We start from the raw sequence: 15,248 nt of genomic DNA on the forward strand, positions 1-15,248 counted from the left end.
GGTCGCCCGCACCGTACGCACCGGGTGGATCAGCCGATGGCCTGGCGTACGGCGTCGGCGGCGGACTTCAGGGTCGAAGCGACGTCGGCACCGCCGACGATGTTGGCCTGGGCCTTGCCGACCGGGTCGAACACCTTGCCCATCTCCGGGATCGACGGCATCGGGGCGCCGTCCTTGCCCGCGTCCAGGATCTTCTGGATGTCGGGATCGGTGGCCGAGACCTTGGTGAGCACTGCGGTCTGGGCCGGCGGGCGGGGCTCACCGTTGAACATGGCTGTCTGGACCGCGTCGGTCGAGGCGTAGTTGCTGACGAACTCGTTCGCCACCACCTTGTTCTTGCCCTTGCTGGCGACGTAGAAGGCGTTCACGCCGATGAACGGCTGGGCCGGCTTGCCGCCCTGGAAGGTCGGGATCGCGGAGATGTCGTACTTGATGCCCGCCTTCTTGATGTCGGCGATGGCCCACGGGCCGGAGACGAGGTAGGCCGTCTTGCCGGAGGTGAAGGTGCTGATCGCGTTCTTGTCGTCGATCGAGCGCTTGAGCGCGCCGTCACCCTTCTCGCCGAGCTTCTGGATCTTGGTCATCGCCGCAATGCTCTCGGGCGAGTCGATGATGACCTTCTTCGGGTCCGCCTGGCCCTGCGCGTCGGTGGCGAAGATGCCACCGCCGCCGGCGGTCAGCAGCGGCTGCATGTGGTAGACGTCGCCGTTCTGGCCGACCTGCTGGGCCATGATCTCGGTGGTCTTGCCGGAGGACTTCAGCGACTTGCCGTTGCTGACCATGTCCTCGACGGACGTCGGGGCGTTCGGGGCGAGGGCCGTGTTGCGGAACAGGACGAGGTTCTCGCGGCTGTACGGGGTGCCGTACACCTGGCCGTTGTAGGTCACCGCCTTGATGGTGCTCGGGTCGAAGGCGCTGGTGTTGCTGAGCTGGACCGGGTCGATGGCGCCGTTCTGGGCGAGGTTGCCGATCCAGTCGTGGGCGCCGATCAGGACGTCCGGCGCGTTGCCGGCCTGGGAGGCGGTGACGAACTGCGACTGGAGGTCCTTGGTGACGGCCTGGACCTCGATGGTCACGCCGTTTTCCTTGCCGAACTGCTCGGCGACGGGCTTGACCGCTTCGGCCTTCTTCTCGTCGGCCCAGATCAGCAGCTTCCCGCCCGAGGGCACGGCCGCCGTCGATGCCGCGGTCGTGGGCGAGGCGGCGGTGTTGCCCCCCCCTCCGGTACCGCAGGCGGACAAGACCATCGAACCGACGGCCAGGCCCACGAGGACATGGATCTTCTTCATTGAATTCCTTCCCCTGTTGCTCGGCCGACACATCGACCGATACACGTATGGCTTCAGCCAAGCATCAGACAGGGGCAGGGCGGGGCCGCGACACCCGCCGGGTCGGCAACTGGATGCCAAATTGCCTTCCTGGTTGACAGGCAGCACCGACGTGGATCCCGGGTTCCCGAGTCGGCTCGAGAACCCCTCTTGCATACCCCGATCCGTACGTGCTAGCGTTCTCCCCACGGAACGAAACCTGTGTTCCACAGGATTGTTACTCCGCGGAGGCAAGACCTGAGACGCACTCATGTGCGACTCAGGTCTTTTTTTGTTGTCCGGGAGCGGGTCAAGGAGGACTCAGATGGGAACCGTCAACTACGCGACACTCGCTCGCGACATCTTGGACAAGGTGGGTGGCGAGAGCAACGTCGCCTCGGCCACGCACTGCGCCACCCGCCTTCGACTGAAGCTGAAGGACGAGTCGAAGGCCGACAAGGCCGCGGTGGAGAAACTTCCCGGTGTCATCACCGTGATGCGCGCCGGCGGCCAGTTCCAGGTCGTGATCGGCAACAATGTCCCCAAGGTGTACGCCGAACTCGGCCTGATCAGCAAGCTCACCGGCGACGCCGCCCCCGAGGACACCGGCCCCAAGGGCAACATCCTCAACCAGTTCATCTCCCTGATCAGCGCAATCTTCCTGCCGGTGCTGTGGACCCTGGCCGGCGCCGGCCTGTTCAAGGCCTTCCTCGCGCTGGCCACGAACTTCTCCTGGCTCAACGCCGAGGGCACCACCTACACGATCCTCAACGCCGCCGCCGACGGCCTGTTCTACTTCCTGCCGCTGTTCCTGGCGGTGACCGCCTCGAAGCGGTTCAAGACCAACATGTTCACCTCGATGGCCATCGCAGCCGCCCTGGTGTACCCCGCGATCGTGGCGCTCGGCGCTGCGACCGGCCCGGTCACCTTCTTCGGCATGCCGGTGGTGATGATGAGCTACACCAGCTCGGTCATCCCGATCATCGTGGCCGTCTGGCTGCAGAGCTACCTGGAGCGTGGCCTGAACAAGGTCCTCCCCGACGCGATCCGCAACTTCACCACCCCGCTGCTGGTCCTCCTCGTGATGGTCCCGGTCGTCCTGATGACCGTCGGCCCGGTGACCACCTTCGCCGCCCAGGGCATCTCCTCCGGCGTCAACGCGATCTTCGGCTTCGCCCCCTGGCTGGCCGGCGCCATCATGGGTGGCTTCTGGCAGGTCTTCGTACTCTTCGGCCTGCACTGGGGCTTCGTCCCGATCATGATCAATGACCTGACCAACCAGGGCTACTCGCTGCTGTCCGGGCCGCTCGTCGCCGCCGTACTCGCCCAGGCCGCCGCCACCCTCGCCGTGGCCATCACGACCCGCAGCGCGAAGCGCCGCGAGGTCGCCGCCGCCTCTACCCTGTCCGGATTCCTGGCCGGCGTCACCGAGCCCGCGATCTACGGTGTCAACCTGCCGCTGAAGAAGCCCTTCTACTTCGGTATCGCCGGTGGCGCCGTCGGTGGCGCGATCGCTGCGGCCGGTGGCAGCGCTGCCAACGCCTTCGTCTTCCCGTCCCTGCTGGGCCTGCCCGCCTACATGAGTATCGGCAACTTCACCCTCCAGCTGATCGGCACCGGCGTCGCCATCGCCATCGCCTTCCTGCTGACCCTGTTCTTCGGCCCCCGTGAGCAGGCCGACGTCGAGGCCGAGTCCATCGACACCACCGAGATCCCGCAGGACATCCCCGGTCTCTCCCTCGCCCCGCACGTGATCACCCTCAGCACCCCGGTCGCCGGCACGGCGGTCCCGCTCGAAGGGGTCAAGGACAAGGTCTTCGCCTCCGGCGCGATGGGCAAGGGTCTGGGCATCGTCCCCAGCGACGGCCGCATCGTCTCGCCGGTCAGTGGCACCGTCGTGGTCGCGATGAAGACCGGCCATGCGTTCGGCCTGAAGACCGACGAGGGCGTCGAGGTCCTGGTCCACATCGGGATCGACACCGTGCAGATGAAGGGCGAAGGCTTCACCTCCGCCGTCGTCCGCGGCCAGCACGTGGAGCGCGGCGACCTGCTCGGCACCGTCGACCTGGCAGCCGTCGAGCGGGCCGGCTTCGACCCGACGGTGATCACCCTGGTCACGAACTCGGCCGACCTCGGCCAGATCGACCCCGCCACCCACGGCACGCTCGCCCTCGGTGACCCGGCCATGACCGTGCACCTGTCCCAGGGCGTCCTCACCAACGCCTGACCGCCAAGAACCAGGCCCCGCCCCGGCGATCCCGGGGCGGGGCCCATCCAAGAAGCCAAGAAGCGAAGGAGACGAGATGAGCAGCACCACCTTTCCCGAGGGATTCCTCTGGGGCGGAGCCACTGCGGCCAACCAGCTCGAGGGGGCGTACGACCGGGACGGCAAGGGCCTGTCGATCCAGGACGTGATGCCACGCGGCATCGTCGCCCCGCCCACCGAGCAGCCGACCGCCGACAACCTCAAGCTGGAGGCGATCGACTTCTACGACCGCTACGCCGAGGACATCGCCCTGTTCGCCGAGATGGGGTTCAAGACCTTCCGCTTCTCCATCGCCTGGAGCCGGATCTTCCCCTGCGGTGACGAGGAGAAGCCGAACGAGGCGGGCCTGGCGTTCTACGACCGGGTGCTCGACGAGCTGGAGAAGCACGGCATCGAGCCGCTGGTCACGATCAGCCACTACGAGACCCCGCTGCACCTGGCCAAGAAGTACGACGGCTGGAAGTCCCGGGAGCTGGTCGGCTTCTACCAGAACTACTGCCGGGCCCTGTTCGAGCGCTACGGGTCCCGGGTGAAGTACTGGCTGACCTTCAACGAGATCAACTCGATCCTGCACGCGCCCCTGATGTCGGGCGGCATCTGGACCCCCAAGGAGGAGCTCAGCGAGCAGGACCTGTACCAGGCCATCCACCACGAGCTGGTGGCGTCGGCCGCGGCCACGAAGCTGGCGCGCGAGCTGGCGCCGGAGGCCAGGATCGGCTGCATGCTGATCGCCATGCCGACCTACCCGCTCACCCCGGATCCGGCCGACGTGCTGGCCGCGAAGCAGGCCGAGCACGCGAACTACGCCTTCGGCGACGTGCACTGCCGCGGGGAGTACCCGGGCTACTTCCTGCGTACGCTGCGGGAGAAGGGCATCGAGCTGGACATCACCGACGAGGACCGCGAAGTACTGAAGAACACCGTCGACTTCGTCTCGTTCAGCTACTACATGAGCATCTGCGAGACCGCCGACCCCGCCAAGAAGACAAAGGGCGAGGGCAACCTCCTGGGCGGCGTGCCGAACCCCACCCTCGAGGCCTCCGAGTGGGGCTGGCAGATCGACCCCACCGGCCTGCGGATCCTGCTCAACGACTACTGGGAGCGCTGGCAGAAGCCGCTGTTCATCGTCGAGAACGGCCTGGGGGCCAAGGACCAACTGGTCGAGGTCGACGGCGAGAAGACGGTGCAGGACGACTACCGGATCGACTACCTGAACGACCACCTGGTCGCGGCCCGCGAGGCGATCGGGGACGGGGTCGACCTGCTCGGCTACACCACCTGGGGATGCATCGACCTGGTCAGCGCCTCCACCGCCCAGCTGAGCAAGCGCTACGGCTTCATCTACGTCGACAGGAACGACGACGGCACCGGTACGCTGGATCGGTACCGCAAGAAGTCCTTCGACTGGTACCGCGAGCTGATCGCCAGCAACGGCGCCACCCTGACCGACCCGAGTTGATCACACCCACCCGGTCCTGACCAGGACTGGCGGCGGTAGGGTGCCGAGGACGTCGCCCGACCGCCACGGAAGAGAGACCGACGTGGAGATCCTCCGTGTCTTCAACAACAACGTGGTGCTGTCCCGCAACGCGGCCGGCCAGGAGGTCATCCTGACCGGCCGCGGCCTGGGGTTCCAGGGCCGCCCCGGCGACCCGATAGACGAGTCGAAGGTGGCGCGTACGTTCATGCCCACCGATGGCCGGGACCCGGACAACTTCGGCGCGCTGATCGCCGACATCCCGCCCGAGCACATCACCCTGGCCGACGAGGCCCTGGACATCGCCCGCCGGGAGCTCAGCACGACCCTGCCCTCGCACGTGGTGGTCGCGCTGGCCGACCACCTGAGCTTCGCGATCAAGCGGGCGCACTCCGGGATCGGGATGGAGTACCCGCTGCGTTCGGAGGTCTCCCACCTCTACCCGCGCGAGCTGGCCGCCGCGACGAAGATCGTGGCGTACGTCAACAGTCGCCTGGACGAGCCGATCCCCCAGGACGAGGCCGTGGCGATCACGCTGCACCTGGTCAACGCCGGCTTCGCCTCCGGCGACCTGTCCGAGACCTATCGGATGACCGGCCTGTTCCGCCAGCTGTTCGAGGTGGTGGAGCAGGCGTACGGCCGCCCGTTCGACCGGGACTCGGTCAGTGCGGCCCGGTTCATCACGCACCTGCGCTACTTCTTCATCCGGATGCGCAAGGGCGAGCAGCTGTCCGAGGGGCACGACATCCTGGTCGCGGCTATCCAGGAGGCCTATCCCCAGGCGTACAGCTGCGCGCTGAAGCTCGCCGCCGTACTGGAGCTCAGGCTGGGTGACGCGATCACCGACAACGAGATCGTCTACCTGGCCATGCACGTGGCCCGGCTGTCCGCCGAGCCCGACCCGGCAACCTCCGATACGGGGGTGGATGTTCCTACTGGCGGTCCGATGCTGTGAGGACCGCATGAGTATCGACCTTTTCCCCGGCACCGGTCAGGGAGACCCCTGACCGGTGTGGTGAACTGGGAACTGCCTGAGGTGATGGGTAGCCGCCGTGCAGTGCCGCCGGGTGCTCGGTAACCCTGACCCGCTCCCCCGAGGCACGCTTGCCACCGGGCCCCCACCCGGCGGAGCAGGAAGTAGGAAGAATGCCCGTACAGGTCGTCGAGCAGCAGCACAGCACCCGCCCTTCCACCGATCCCCACGCCACCGATCCCCACGCCACCGGCTCCACCGCCGCCGACCGGCGTCGCTTCGCGGGAACCACCGTCGAACTGGCCCTGGGCGTGTCGATCGGAGCCTCCGTCGTCCTGGCCGCGGTCGGCGTCGCCGCCGCGATCCCGGCAGCGGTCGTGATCGGCGTCGTGATCGGCGTCGCCGCGGCGTTCATCATCGCCAGTCGCGCCTGAGCGCCCCCTCACGCCTGATCGCCGGCGTCGTGGCCGACCACAGCTGATCGGTCACGACGCCGGCGACCCACTGGCACGTCACGTCCCTACCCAGGGCAGATCCCTGGCTCAGGGGTGACCGAACTCCTCGGTCCCGGCCTCGGCGGCCGCGCCCTCCGGGACCAACGTGGGACGCAGCTTGGCCCAGGTCGCCATCACGGCGGCGATGACGACAAGGGCGATGCCCGCCCACAGGTTGGCGTTGACGCCGCCGGTCCTGTCGAGCGCGGGGTCGCCCCAGAAACCCATGAATACCAGGATCAGCCCGTAGATCCCGATCAGCAGGGCGATCATGTTGCGGATGTCGAACAGTCCGGCGGTGCGCTTGCGGTTTGCGTTCTCCTGCGGCGCGTCTTCACGTCGAGCGTTGTCACCGCGGGCATTCTCACGCGGCCTGTCTGCACTGGGCTTGTTTGCCATGGTTGCTCCTCAGTAAGCGATCTCAGAAGACGATGTTCAGCACGATGACCATGGCCAGCGCCAGCCCGGCGAGCGGAAGGGGCCGGGTCATCACCGGCATGTCCTTCAGCTTCGGATCATGGAAGTGCGACTTGGGCGTCTCGGAGTAGACGAAGCCCACCAGTTCCTCGGCCGGTCTGGGTTTCGTCACCAGCGAGACCAGGAAACTGATCACGATGTCCATCACGAAGCCTGCCGAGGCCGCCACGAAAGCCGTGCCCTGCCCCGAGAGGGTGAAGACGCCGTTCTGGGAGAGCAACCAGACGAAGACGGCCGTCGCGGTTCCCATGACCAGACCGATCCAAGCGGCGGTCGGCGTCATCCTCTTCCAGAACATGCCGAGGATGAAGGTGGCGAACAACGGCGCGTTGAAGAACCCGAACAACGTCTGCAGGTAGTCCATGATGTTCGAGAACTGGCTGGCGATCAGGGCGGTGAAGATCGCGATGACCACGGCGACCACGGTCGCGATGCGGCCGACGCCGACGTAGTAGTGGTCCTTGCGCTCCTTCTGGACGTACGTCTGCCAGATGTCCACCGAGAACACGGTGTTGAACGCCGAGACGTTCGCGGCCATGCCTGCCATGAAGGCGGCCAGTAGGCCGGCGATGGCCAGGCCCAGCAGGCCGTTCGGGAGGAGGTCACGCATCAGGTACAGCAGGGAGTCGTTGTACTTGACGCCGGTTCCCGAGGCTCCGCCGGGCACGGCCACCCCCAGTTTGGTCTGGGCGATCTCGTTCACCAGCACCGCGGCGAGCATGCCGGGCAGGATGGTGAGGAACGGCACGAACATCTTCGGGAAGGCGCCGATGATCGGCGTGCTGCGGGCGGCGGTCATCGACTCCGAGGCCATGGCCCGCTGGACCTCGACGAAGTTGGTGGTCCAGTAGCCGAAGGAGAGCACGAAGCCCAGGCCGAAGACGATGCCGATCACCGACAGCACCGGGTCATGGAAGCCGGACAGCGCCTGACCGGGCCAGGAGTGCAGCTGTTCGGCCGCCGGCGGGACCTTGGCGCTCGCAGGGGCGTTCGTAGCCGCGACCGTGATCTTCTCCTGCAGCCCCTTCCATCCGCCGACCTTGTGCAGGCCGATCAGGGACAGCGGCAGCAGCGACGCCACGATCACGAAGAACTGCAGCACCTCGTTGTAGATCGCCGCGGACAGGCCGCCCAGCGTGATGTACGTCAGCACGATGGCGGCGGCCACGATCAGCGTCACGATCTGCGACCAGCCCAGCAGCGCGTGGATGATGGAGCCCAGCAGGTAGAGGTTGATGCCGGCGATGAGCAGCTGGGCCAGCGCGAAGGAGATCGAGTTGACCAGGTGCGCACCCGTCCCGAACCGCTTGCGCATGAACTCGGGGACCGACCGGACCTTGGAACCGTAGTAGAAGGGCATCATCACGACGCCCAGGAACAGCATGGCCGGAATGGCGCCGATCCAGAAGTAGTGGACGGTCGGCATGCCCAGCTGGGCGCCGTTCGCCGACATTCCCATGATCTCGACGGCACCGAGGTTCGCCGAGATGAAGGCCAGACCGGTCACCCACGCGGGGAGGGAACGGCCGGACAGGAAGAAACCGATCGCATCGTTGGCCTGCTGTCTAGCCATCAGGCCGATGCCGAGCACTGCCACGAAGTAGATCACGATGATCGCGTAATCCACGAAGTGGGCTTGGATGAGCGTGTCCATCCTCGTTGATGTCCTCTCAGACCCGCGACGCACACCCGGATCCGCAGGACCACGAAAGGCGGATGTTCACGTCAACATTGTCGCTACTCGACGATGCTCGCAAAGCCTCCCCCACGGTGTCAATGACTTGCACGACCGTTATGTTTACGTCACCATTGGGGCAAGTGCGGGGCTCGCCGCCCGGGGAACCCCCCGGAACCTGCGGCCCGACGACTCGGCCCCGCTGCTGGGAGCCGACGATGCTGGGAGCCGGGCAATGACCGCCGCGATCCGGAGCTGGTCCGAGCAGGAAGGCGCCGAGCGGGCCACCGAACTGTTCGAGCGGACGTACGGCACGGCCCCCGACGGGGTCTGGGCCGCCCCCGGGCGGGTCAACCTGATCGGTGAGCACATCGACTACAACGGCGGCCCCTGCCTGCCGATCGCCCTGCCGCACCGCACGTACGTCGCACTGCGCCGCCGCCCCGACGACGTCGTCCGGCTGGCCTCCGCCGACGCCGCCCCGGCCTCGTGGGAGGGATCGCTGGGGGACGTACGTCCCGGCGGCGACTTCCCGTCCTGGGTGGCGTACGCGGCCGGCCCGGCCTGGGCCCTCAGCGCGGAGGAGGGCGCCCGGCTCGGAGGCTTCGAGGCGGCGATCGTCTCCTGCGTGCCGTGGGGGGCCGGGCTGTCGTCCTCGGCCGCGATCGAGTGCGCGATGGCGCTGGCCCTCGACGACGCTTTCGGCCTCGGCCTGGGCGGCAGTCCGGAGGGCCGGGCCCGGCTCGCCGCGGTGTGCGTACGGGCCGAGAACGAGGTGGCCGGCGCCCCGACCGGCGGGATGGACCAGGCCGCGGCGCTGCGCTCGACCGAGGGCCACGCGCTGCTGCTGGACACCCTCGACGGCTCGGTCACCCAGGTCCCGTTCGACCTGGACGGCGCCGGGCTGGCGCTGCTGGTGGTCGACACCCGGGCCAAGCACGCCCTGGGCGACGGCCAGTACGCCTCGCGGCGGGCCGTCTGCGAAGCGGTGGCCGAGCGCGAGGGCGTACCGACCCTCGGTGAGCTGGTGGACCCGCAGGCCGTGCTGGCCCGGCTCGACGACCCGGTCGAGCTGCGCCGGGTCCGGCACGTGGTGACCGAGATCGCCCGCGTCCGGGAGGCGGTCGGGCTGCTGGCCGAGGGCCGGTTCGAGGAGCTGGGCAGGGTGCTGGACGCCTCGCACGCCTCGCTGCGCGACGACTACGAGGTCAGCGTCGCCGAACTGGACGAGGCCGTGGAGGCCAGCCGGACCGAGGGCGCCCTGGGTGCCCGGATGACCGGCGGCGGCTTCGGCGGGTCGGCGATCGCCCTGGTCCCGCTGGACCGGGTCGAGCAGGTCGAGGAGGCGGTGACCGCCGCGTTCGTCGGGCGGCGCTGGATCCCGCCGCACTTCCTGGTGGCCCGCGCCGCCGCGCCCGGGGGCCGGGTCAGGAGCGGGGACCGATGAGCAGCGATGGACGCCGGCACGCGATCGAGAAGATGCGCCGGGCGGGAGTGCCGGACCTGGCGATCGAGGTGTTCGGCCGGTACTACGACCAGCTCGAGGCGGGCGACACCGGGCTGGTCCCGGAGGACTCGATCGAGCCGGTCCTCGACGTCACCGACCTCTCGCAGGTGCGGATCAGCCCCGACGAGCAGGCCGAGGCGCTGTCGCGTACGGTCCTGATCAAGCTGAACGGCGGCCTGGGCACCTCGATGGGGATGGACCGGGCCAAGTCGCTGCTGCCGGTCCGTGACGGACTGAGCTTCCTGGACATCATCGCCGGCCAGGTCCGGCACAGCCGGCGGGTCGCCGGGGTGCAGCTGCCGCTGCTGCTGATGGACAGCTTCCGTACCCGCGACGACAGCCTGGCCGCACTGGACGCCCACCCGGACCTGGCCGTGGCAGGGCTCGCGCCGGACTTCGTCCAGCACCAGGAGCCCAAGCTGCTGGTGGACTCCCTCGAGCCGGTCGAGTGGCCCGCCGATCCGTCCCTGGAGTGGTGCCCTCCCGGCCACGGCGACATCTACGTGGCGCTGCAGACGACCGGGCTGCTGGACGAGCTGATCGAGCGCGGCTTCCGGTACGCGAACACGTCCAACGCGGACAACCTCGGCGCGGCCCCGGACGGGCGGATAGCCGGATGGTTCGCGGCCAGTGGGGCCCCGTACGCCCCTGAGCTGTGTCGTCGCACGCCCGCCGACCGCAAGGGCGGCCATCTGGGCCGGCGGAAGTCGGACGGCCGGATCATCCTCCGGGACACCGCGCAGACGCCAGAGGAGGACATGCGCTGGTTCACCGACGAGACCCGCCATCCGTACTTCCACACCAACAACCTGTGGTTCGACCTGGTCGCGCTGCGCGATGCGCTCGCGGCGCGCGACGGCATCCCGGGCCTGCCGCTGATCCGCAACCGCAAGCACGTCGACCCGACTGACAAGGAGTCCCCGGAGGTCTACCAGGTCGAGTGCGCCCTCGGTGCCGTGGTCGAGCTGTTCGACGACCCGGCCCCGGTGCTGGTCGAACGCGACCGCTTCCTGCCGGTGAAGACCACCGACGACCTGTTGGTGCTGCGCTCCGATGCGTACGAGGTGGGCGAGGACTACCGGCTGCGGTTGGTGCCGGAGCGCGCGCCCCTGGTCGACCTGGACCCGCGGCACTACAAGCGGATCGCCGACTTCGACGCCCGCTTCCCGGCCGGGGCCCCCTCGCTGCGGAACGCGCGCCGGCTGGTGGTGGAGGGCGACTGGACGTTCGGGGCCGGGGTCGTCGCTACCGGTGACGTACGCCTGAGGGACCCGGGCGAACCGGCCACGATCCCCGACGGGACCGACCTGGCCGAGTTCGCCGCCGGGCAGCGCCGGGACGCTGACGGCACGGACGACACGGTCGAGCAGGACGAGGACGGGAGCACGGCATGATCACCCCCAGCCCCACCGGGCGCCAGTTCACCCTCTCCCACGGCGACCAGGAGGCCGTCGTGACCGAACGCGGCGCCGGGCTGCGCGAGTACCGGGTCGGCGGCCGCGACGTGGTGGTGCCGTACGAGGCGGACGAGGAACCGCCGGCGATGCACGGCGCCATCCTCGCGCCCTGGCCCAACCGGCTCGCCGACGGGCGGTACACGTTCGACGGGGCCACCCACCAGCTGCCGATCGACGAGCCGGAGCGCCAGGTGGCCATCCACGGCTTCGTCCACAAGGAGACCTGGCAGCTGCTCGGCCACTCCGCCGACCAGGCCGAGCTGGGCCTGCAACTCACCGGCCGCCCGGGCTACCCCTTCGCGCTCCACCTGCGGGTGCACTACCAACTGGATGCCGGCGGCCTGACCATCCGGCTGGCGACGAGCAACACCGGCGACGACCGGGCGCCGTACGGGGTGGGCTTCCACCCCTGGCTCTCCCCCGGCGCCGCCGCTGTCGACGACTGCCGGCTGGCGGTGGACGCAGGCTCGTGGATCCGCACGAACGAGCGGCTGTTGCCGGTGGATACCGTGCCGATCCCCGCGGAGATGGACTTCACCAGGTCGCGGCGGATCAGCACCGCGTCGCTGGATGAGGGGTACGCCGACGCCACGTACCGGCGGGGTCGCTCCTGGGTGCGGCTGGCTGCGCCGGACGGGTCGGTCGCGGCGGTCTGGATGGAGCCGCCGCTGGCGTTCTGGCAGGTGTGCACCGGCGACTTCCCGGAGACGGGCAGCTACGAGCGCACCGGAGTGGCCGGTGAGCCGATGTCGTGCCCGGCGAACGCCTTCGTCAGCGGTGACCACCTGGCCGTGATCGAGCCCGGCGCGACCCATACGGTGACGTGGGGGCTGCGGCTCGAGCGCGAGGGCACGAACGACCCGGCGTCGGAGGGGGACTCCGAGGAGACGGAGGTGGGGTGATTCCGGATCCAGTCCCGCCCCGGGGCTCGGTGTCGATGGGTGACGTCGCCAAGCTTGCCGGGGTGTCCGCCCAGACCGTCTCGCGGGTGGCGCGAGGCGAGGCTTCGGTGCGGCCGGAAACGGCCGAGCGGGTACGCCGGGCGATGCTCCAGCTCAGCTACGTGCCGAACCGGGCGGCGCGCGCCCTGCGGTACGGGGCGTTCCGGACCATCGGGGTGGTCGGCCACCGGATCGCGCGCACCGGCGAGGCGCACATCATCGAGGCGATCATCACGGCACTGCGAGCTGTCGACTACGAGGTGATGCTGATCGACACCCCGACCTCCAGCGCCGAGCACCTGGTCGAGGCGTTCAGCAAGCTGGGCCGTTCGGTCGACGGGATGGTGGTGCTGCGGTTGGAGACCCCCGTGCCGGCACAGGTGGCGCTTCCCCCCGGGATGCCGATCGTGGTGGGCGACTTCCGCTTCGCCGACAGCCACACCGCCGTCGGCACCGACCAGGCCGGAGGCACTCGGCAGGCGGTCGAGCACCTCCTGGGCCTGGGCCACCGGACCGTGCACCACGTCTCCGGCCCGACCACCTCGGTCCAGGCCGCGGCCCGCGAGCGCGCCTGGGCCGCCTGCCTGGCCCGGGCCGACCGGCCGGTCCCCGAGGTCCTGCGCGGGGACTGGACGCCGAGATCGGGCTACGCGGCCGGACAACTGCTGGCCGCCGACCCCGACGTGACTGCCGTGTTCTGCGCCAACGACGAGATGGCCCTGGGGCTGCTGCGGGCCTTCCACGAGGCCGGTCGACGGGTGCCGGACGAGGTGTCCGTGGTCGGCTTCGACGACATCATGGCGGAGTGGCTGTGGCCACCGCTGACCACGATCGCGCAGGACTTCGCCGCGATCGGGCGCGAGCTCGTCTCAGCGCTGATGGGCCAGCTGGCCGAGCCCGAGCGGGCCAGCACCGAGCGCGTCCTGGTCTCGACCCGGCTGGTGGTCCGGCGGAGCACCGGCCCGGCGAGGTGAGGGCCTTCATGACCACAGCCGAAGGCAACCTGACCTGGACGCCCGCCAGCACGCCGGAGGCGACCGCCCTGCTGGCCGGCGCGACCGCCTCCGTGATCACCGACTATCCCTCGGCGAAGGTGGCCCCGATCGATGCCGCCCTGGCCGACACCGCCGCGTTCTGCGAGGCGTACGACTCCCCGCCCAGCCACTCCGCCAACTGTGTGGTCGTGGCCGGCAAGCGGGCCGGGGCCGTGACGTACGCCGCGGTCCTGGTACTGGCCAGCGACCGGGCCGACATCAACGGCGTCGTCCGCCGGCACCTGGGGGTGCGCAAGATCAGCTTCGCCCCGCAGGAGGAGGCGGTGGAGCTGACCGGGATGGAGTTCGGCGGCATCACGCCGATCGGGCTGCCGACCGAGTGGCCGCTGCTGATCGACGCCGCGGTGATGGATCGCGACCAGGTGGTGATCGGTTCAGGGATCCGGGGCAGCAAGATCGTCGTCGCACCGGGTGACCTGGCGGCGCGGAACGGCGCGCTGGTGCTGGAGCTGACGAAGGCGGAGTGAGGGCAGGCGCGCTGGCGCCAGCGCGAGGGGCGTCGGCTAGGGCAGGTCGCCGATCGAGCTGATGTCGTCGGGCACGTCCGCCGCGACGCCGGCAAGCTCCTCCAGGGTCACGTACTGCAGGGCCGCCTCATGGGTGGCGGCCAGCACCACCGGCGCGATCACACCGGCCCGGTAGGCGTGCACCCAGCGCGGGGCGACGACGCACCAGGGGTCCCCCGGGTGCAGGCCCGGGAACCCGTACTGCGGCATCGGGTCGACCAGGTTGTTGCCGGTCTGCCGCTGGAACTCCAGGAACTCCGCCGTCATCAGCGCGCAGATCGTGTGGCTGCCGACGTCCTCCGGGGACGTGGCACAGTACCCGTCACGGAAGAAGCCGGTGACCGGGTCGGTGCCACACGGCACGAGGGGTTCGCCGAGAACGTTGCGGGCCTCCATGCCGCAAACTCTAGGGCCGACGGGCCCGGGTGACCAGAGGCCACCCGGGCCGGCGTCGCGACCTAGTCGTCGGGGCCGGCCGGCGCCAGCGGGCCGAGCACCTCGACGTGCGCCGCAGCCTCGCGGCCGAAGGCGTACAGGGCGAGTTCCGTGGGGGTTCCGGTGACCGTGACCACTCCACCCTGGCCGGCCTCCACCTTGCGACCGGTCTTCGCATCCACCAGCACCGTACGGACACCCCGGCGGCCGAGCTGGAGCATGGCGACCTGCCGCAGCCGGTCCATGATCTCGGCGTCGTCCTCGGCCGACATCTCGCGCGCGGCGATCGATGCGTCGGCGCCGCGGCGGACGTCCTCGTGGTGGACCAGGTACTCCAGGGTGTTGGCGACGGCGTCCATCGGCCGCGCCCAGGAGACCTTCGGCGGCCCGGAGCGGACCATCCCGACCAGCTCGGCGAACGGGTGCTGCTTCTTCGCCTTGGCGATCCTGGCCTCGGTCACGCCGGCGAGCGGCGGCACGGCGATACCGACGGCACCGACCGGGTCGGCTTCGCGGACCCACAGGTGGGCGGCGAGGTCGTAAGCGGTCCACCCCTTGCAGAGGGTGGGTGCATCGGGGCCGACCTCGAGCATCAGGTCGGCCATGGCGTGGCGTTCGCGCTGGGCAAGCGTGCTGGTGTCCATGCTGCACGCTAACCCGGCCGGGCCCGGTTGGGTA

At 69.5% G+C, this 15,248-nt stretch carries 14 protein-coding genes; 9 read left to right on the top strand and 5 right to left on the bottom strand.

The genetic code is table 11. The features are described 5' to 3' along the window. Positions 1–29: 29 nt before the first annotated feature. A complete protein-coding gene (locus tag GA0111570_RS06090; RefSeq protein ID WP_092607861.1) occupies positions 30–1,289 on the bottom strand; it encodes a sugar ABC transporter substrate-binding protein in 1,260 nt (419 codons plus the stop codon). 343 nt (positions 1,290–1,632) lie between these two features. On the opposite strand from GA0111570_RS06090, the gene GA0111570_RS06095 reads away from it, so the two are divergent. The 4 genes from GA0111570_RS06095 (at position 1,633) to GA0111570_RS06110 (ending at position 6,457) form a co-directional block, all read left to right on the top strand. Then, positions 1,633–3,534 carry a beta-glucoside-specific PTS transporter subunit IIABC gene (locus tag GA0111570_RS06095; RefSeq protein WP_092607864.1) on the top strand — a complete coding sequence of 634 codons (1,902 nt, stop codon included), beginning with the start codon at positions 1,633–1,635 and terminating at the stop codon, positions 3,532–3,534. A gap of 76 nt (positions 3,535–3,610) precedes the next feature. Further along, positions 3,611–5,032 (top strand): glycoside hydrolase family 1 protein, encoded by a 1,422-nt coding sequence (locus GA0111570_RS06100; protein ID WP_092607867.1) that lies wholly within the window; start codon positions 3,611–3,613, stop codon positions 5,030–5,032. Between the two features lie 82 nt (positions 5,033–5,114). Continuing rightward, complete coding sequence (locus GA0111570_RS06105) at positions 5,115–6,005, top strand: PRD domain-containing protein (RefSeq protein ID WP_092607870.1); 891 nt, start codon at positions 5,115–5,117, stop codon at positions 6,003–6,005. 191 nt (positions 6,006–6,196) lie between these two features. Then, complete coding sequence (locus tag GA0111570_RS06110) at positions 6,197–6,457, top strand: hypothetical protein (RefSeq protein WP_092607873.1); 261 nt, start codon at positions 6,197–6,199, stop codon at positions 6,455–6,457. A gap of 108 nt (positions 6,458–6,565) precedes the next feature. On the opposite strand, the gene GA0111570_RS06115 is transcribed toward GA0111570_RS06110, so the two are convergent. Together GA0111570_RS06115 and GA0111570_RS06120 are read right to left on the bottom strand one after the other, a co-directional pair. Then, positions 6,566–6,916: a hypothetical protein gene (locus GA0111570_RS06115; protein ID WP_245703037.1), complete on the bottom strand. Its 351-nt coding sequence runs from the start codon at positions 6,914–6,916 to the stop codon at positions 6,566–6,568. Positions 6,917–6,938: 22 nt separating this feature from the next. Continuing rightward, the gene (locus GA0111570_RS06120) at positions 6,939–8,648 is read right to left on the bottom strand and encodes a sodium:solute symporter family protein (RefSeq protein WP_092607876.1); all 1,710 of its coding nucleotides are present in this window, start codon (positions 8,646–8,648) and stop codon (positions 6,939–6,941) included. Positions 8,649–8,904: 256 nt separating this feature from the next. On the opposite strand from GA0111570_RS06120, the gene galK reads away from it, so the two are divergent. The 5 genes from galK to GA0111570_RS06145 are packed head-to-tail and all read left to right on the top strand — an operon-like array spanning position 8,905 to position 14,096. Beyond that, complete coding sequence (gene galK, locus GA0111570_RS06125) at positions 8,905–10,116, top strand: galactokinase (RefSeq protein WP_092607879.1); 1,212 nt, start codon at positions 8,905–8,907, stop codon at positions 10,114–10,116. Continuing rightward, a complete protein-coding gene (locus GA0111570_RS06130; protein WP_092607881.1) occupies positions 10,113–11,570 on the top strand; it encodes a UTP--glucose-1-phosphate uridylyltransferase in 1,458 nt (485 codons plus the stop codon). Before galK ends, GA0111570_RS06130 begins: the two co-directional genes overlap by 4 nt. Next, positions 11,567–12,535 carry an aldose 1-epimerase family protein gene (locus GA0111570_RS06135; protein ID WP_092607884.1) on the top strand — a complete coding sequence of 323 codons (969 nt, stop codon included), beginning with the start codon at positions 11,567–11,569 and terminating at the stop codon, positions 12,533–12,535. Before GA0111570_RS06130 ends, GA0111570_RS06135 begins: the two co-directional genes overlap by 4 nt. Then, positions 12,532–13,548 carry a LacI family DNA-binding transcriptional regulator gene (locus tag GA0111570_RS06140; RefSeq protein ID WP_245703038.1) on the top strand — a complete coding sequence of 339 codons (1,017 nt, stop codon included), beginning with the start codon at positions 12,532–12,534 and terminating at the stop codon, positions 13,546–13,548. The genes GA0111570_RS06135 and GA0111570_RS06140 overlap by 4 nt, the downstream gene beginning before the upstream one ends. Positions 13,549–13,556: 8 nt before the next feature. Beyond that, positions 13,557–14,096 (top strand): YbaK/EbsC family protein, encoded by a 540-nt coding sequence (locus tag GA0111570_RS06145; RefSeq protein ID WP_092607890.1) that lies wholly within the window; start codon positions 13,557–13,559, stop codon positions 14,094–14,096. A 36-nt stretch (positions 14,097–14,132) separates the two neighbouring features. On the opposite strand, the gene GA0111570_RS06150 is transcribed toward GA0111570_RS06145, so the two are convergent. Beyond that, the gene (locus GA0111570_RS06150; RefSeq protein ID WP_092607894.1) at positions 14,133–14,531 is read right to left on the bottom strand and encodes a DUF2237 family protein; all 399 of its coding nucleotides are present in this window, start codon (positions 14,529–14,531) and stop codon (positions 14,133–14,135) included. A 62-nt stretch (positions 14,532–14,593) separates the two neighbouring features. Next, positions 14,594–15,214, bottom strand: coding sequence for a TIGR03085 family metal-binding protein (locus tag GA0111570_RS06155; protein WP_175557350.1), 621 nt, complete (start codon positions 15,212–15,214; stop codon positions 14,594–14,596). Positions 15,215–15,248 lie beyond the last annotated feature (34 nt).

Origin of the sequence: Raineyella antarctica (assembly GCF_900092135.1) — a bacterium.
In the GTDB taxonomy this organism is placed as follows: domain Bacteria; phylum Actinomycetota; class Actinomycetes; order Propionibacteriales; family Propionibacteriaceae; genus Raineyella; species Raineyella antarctica.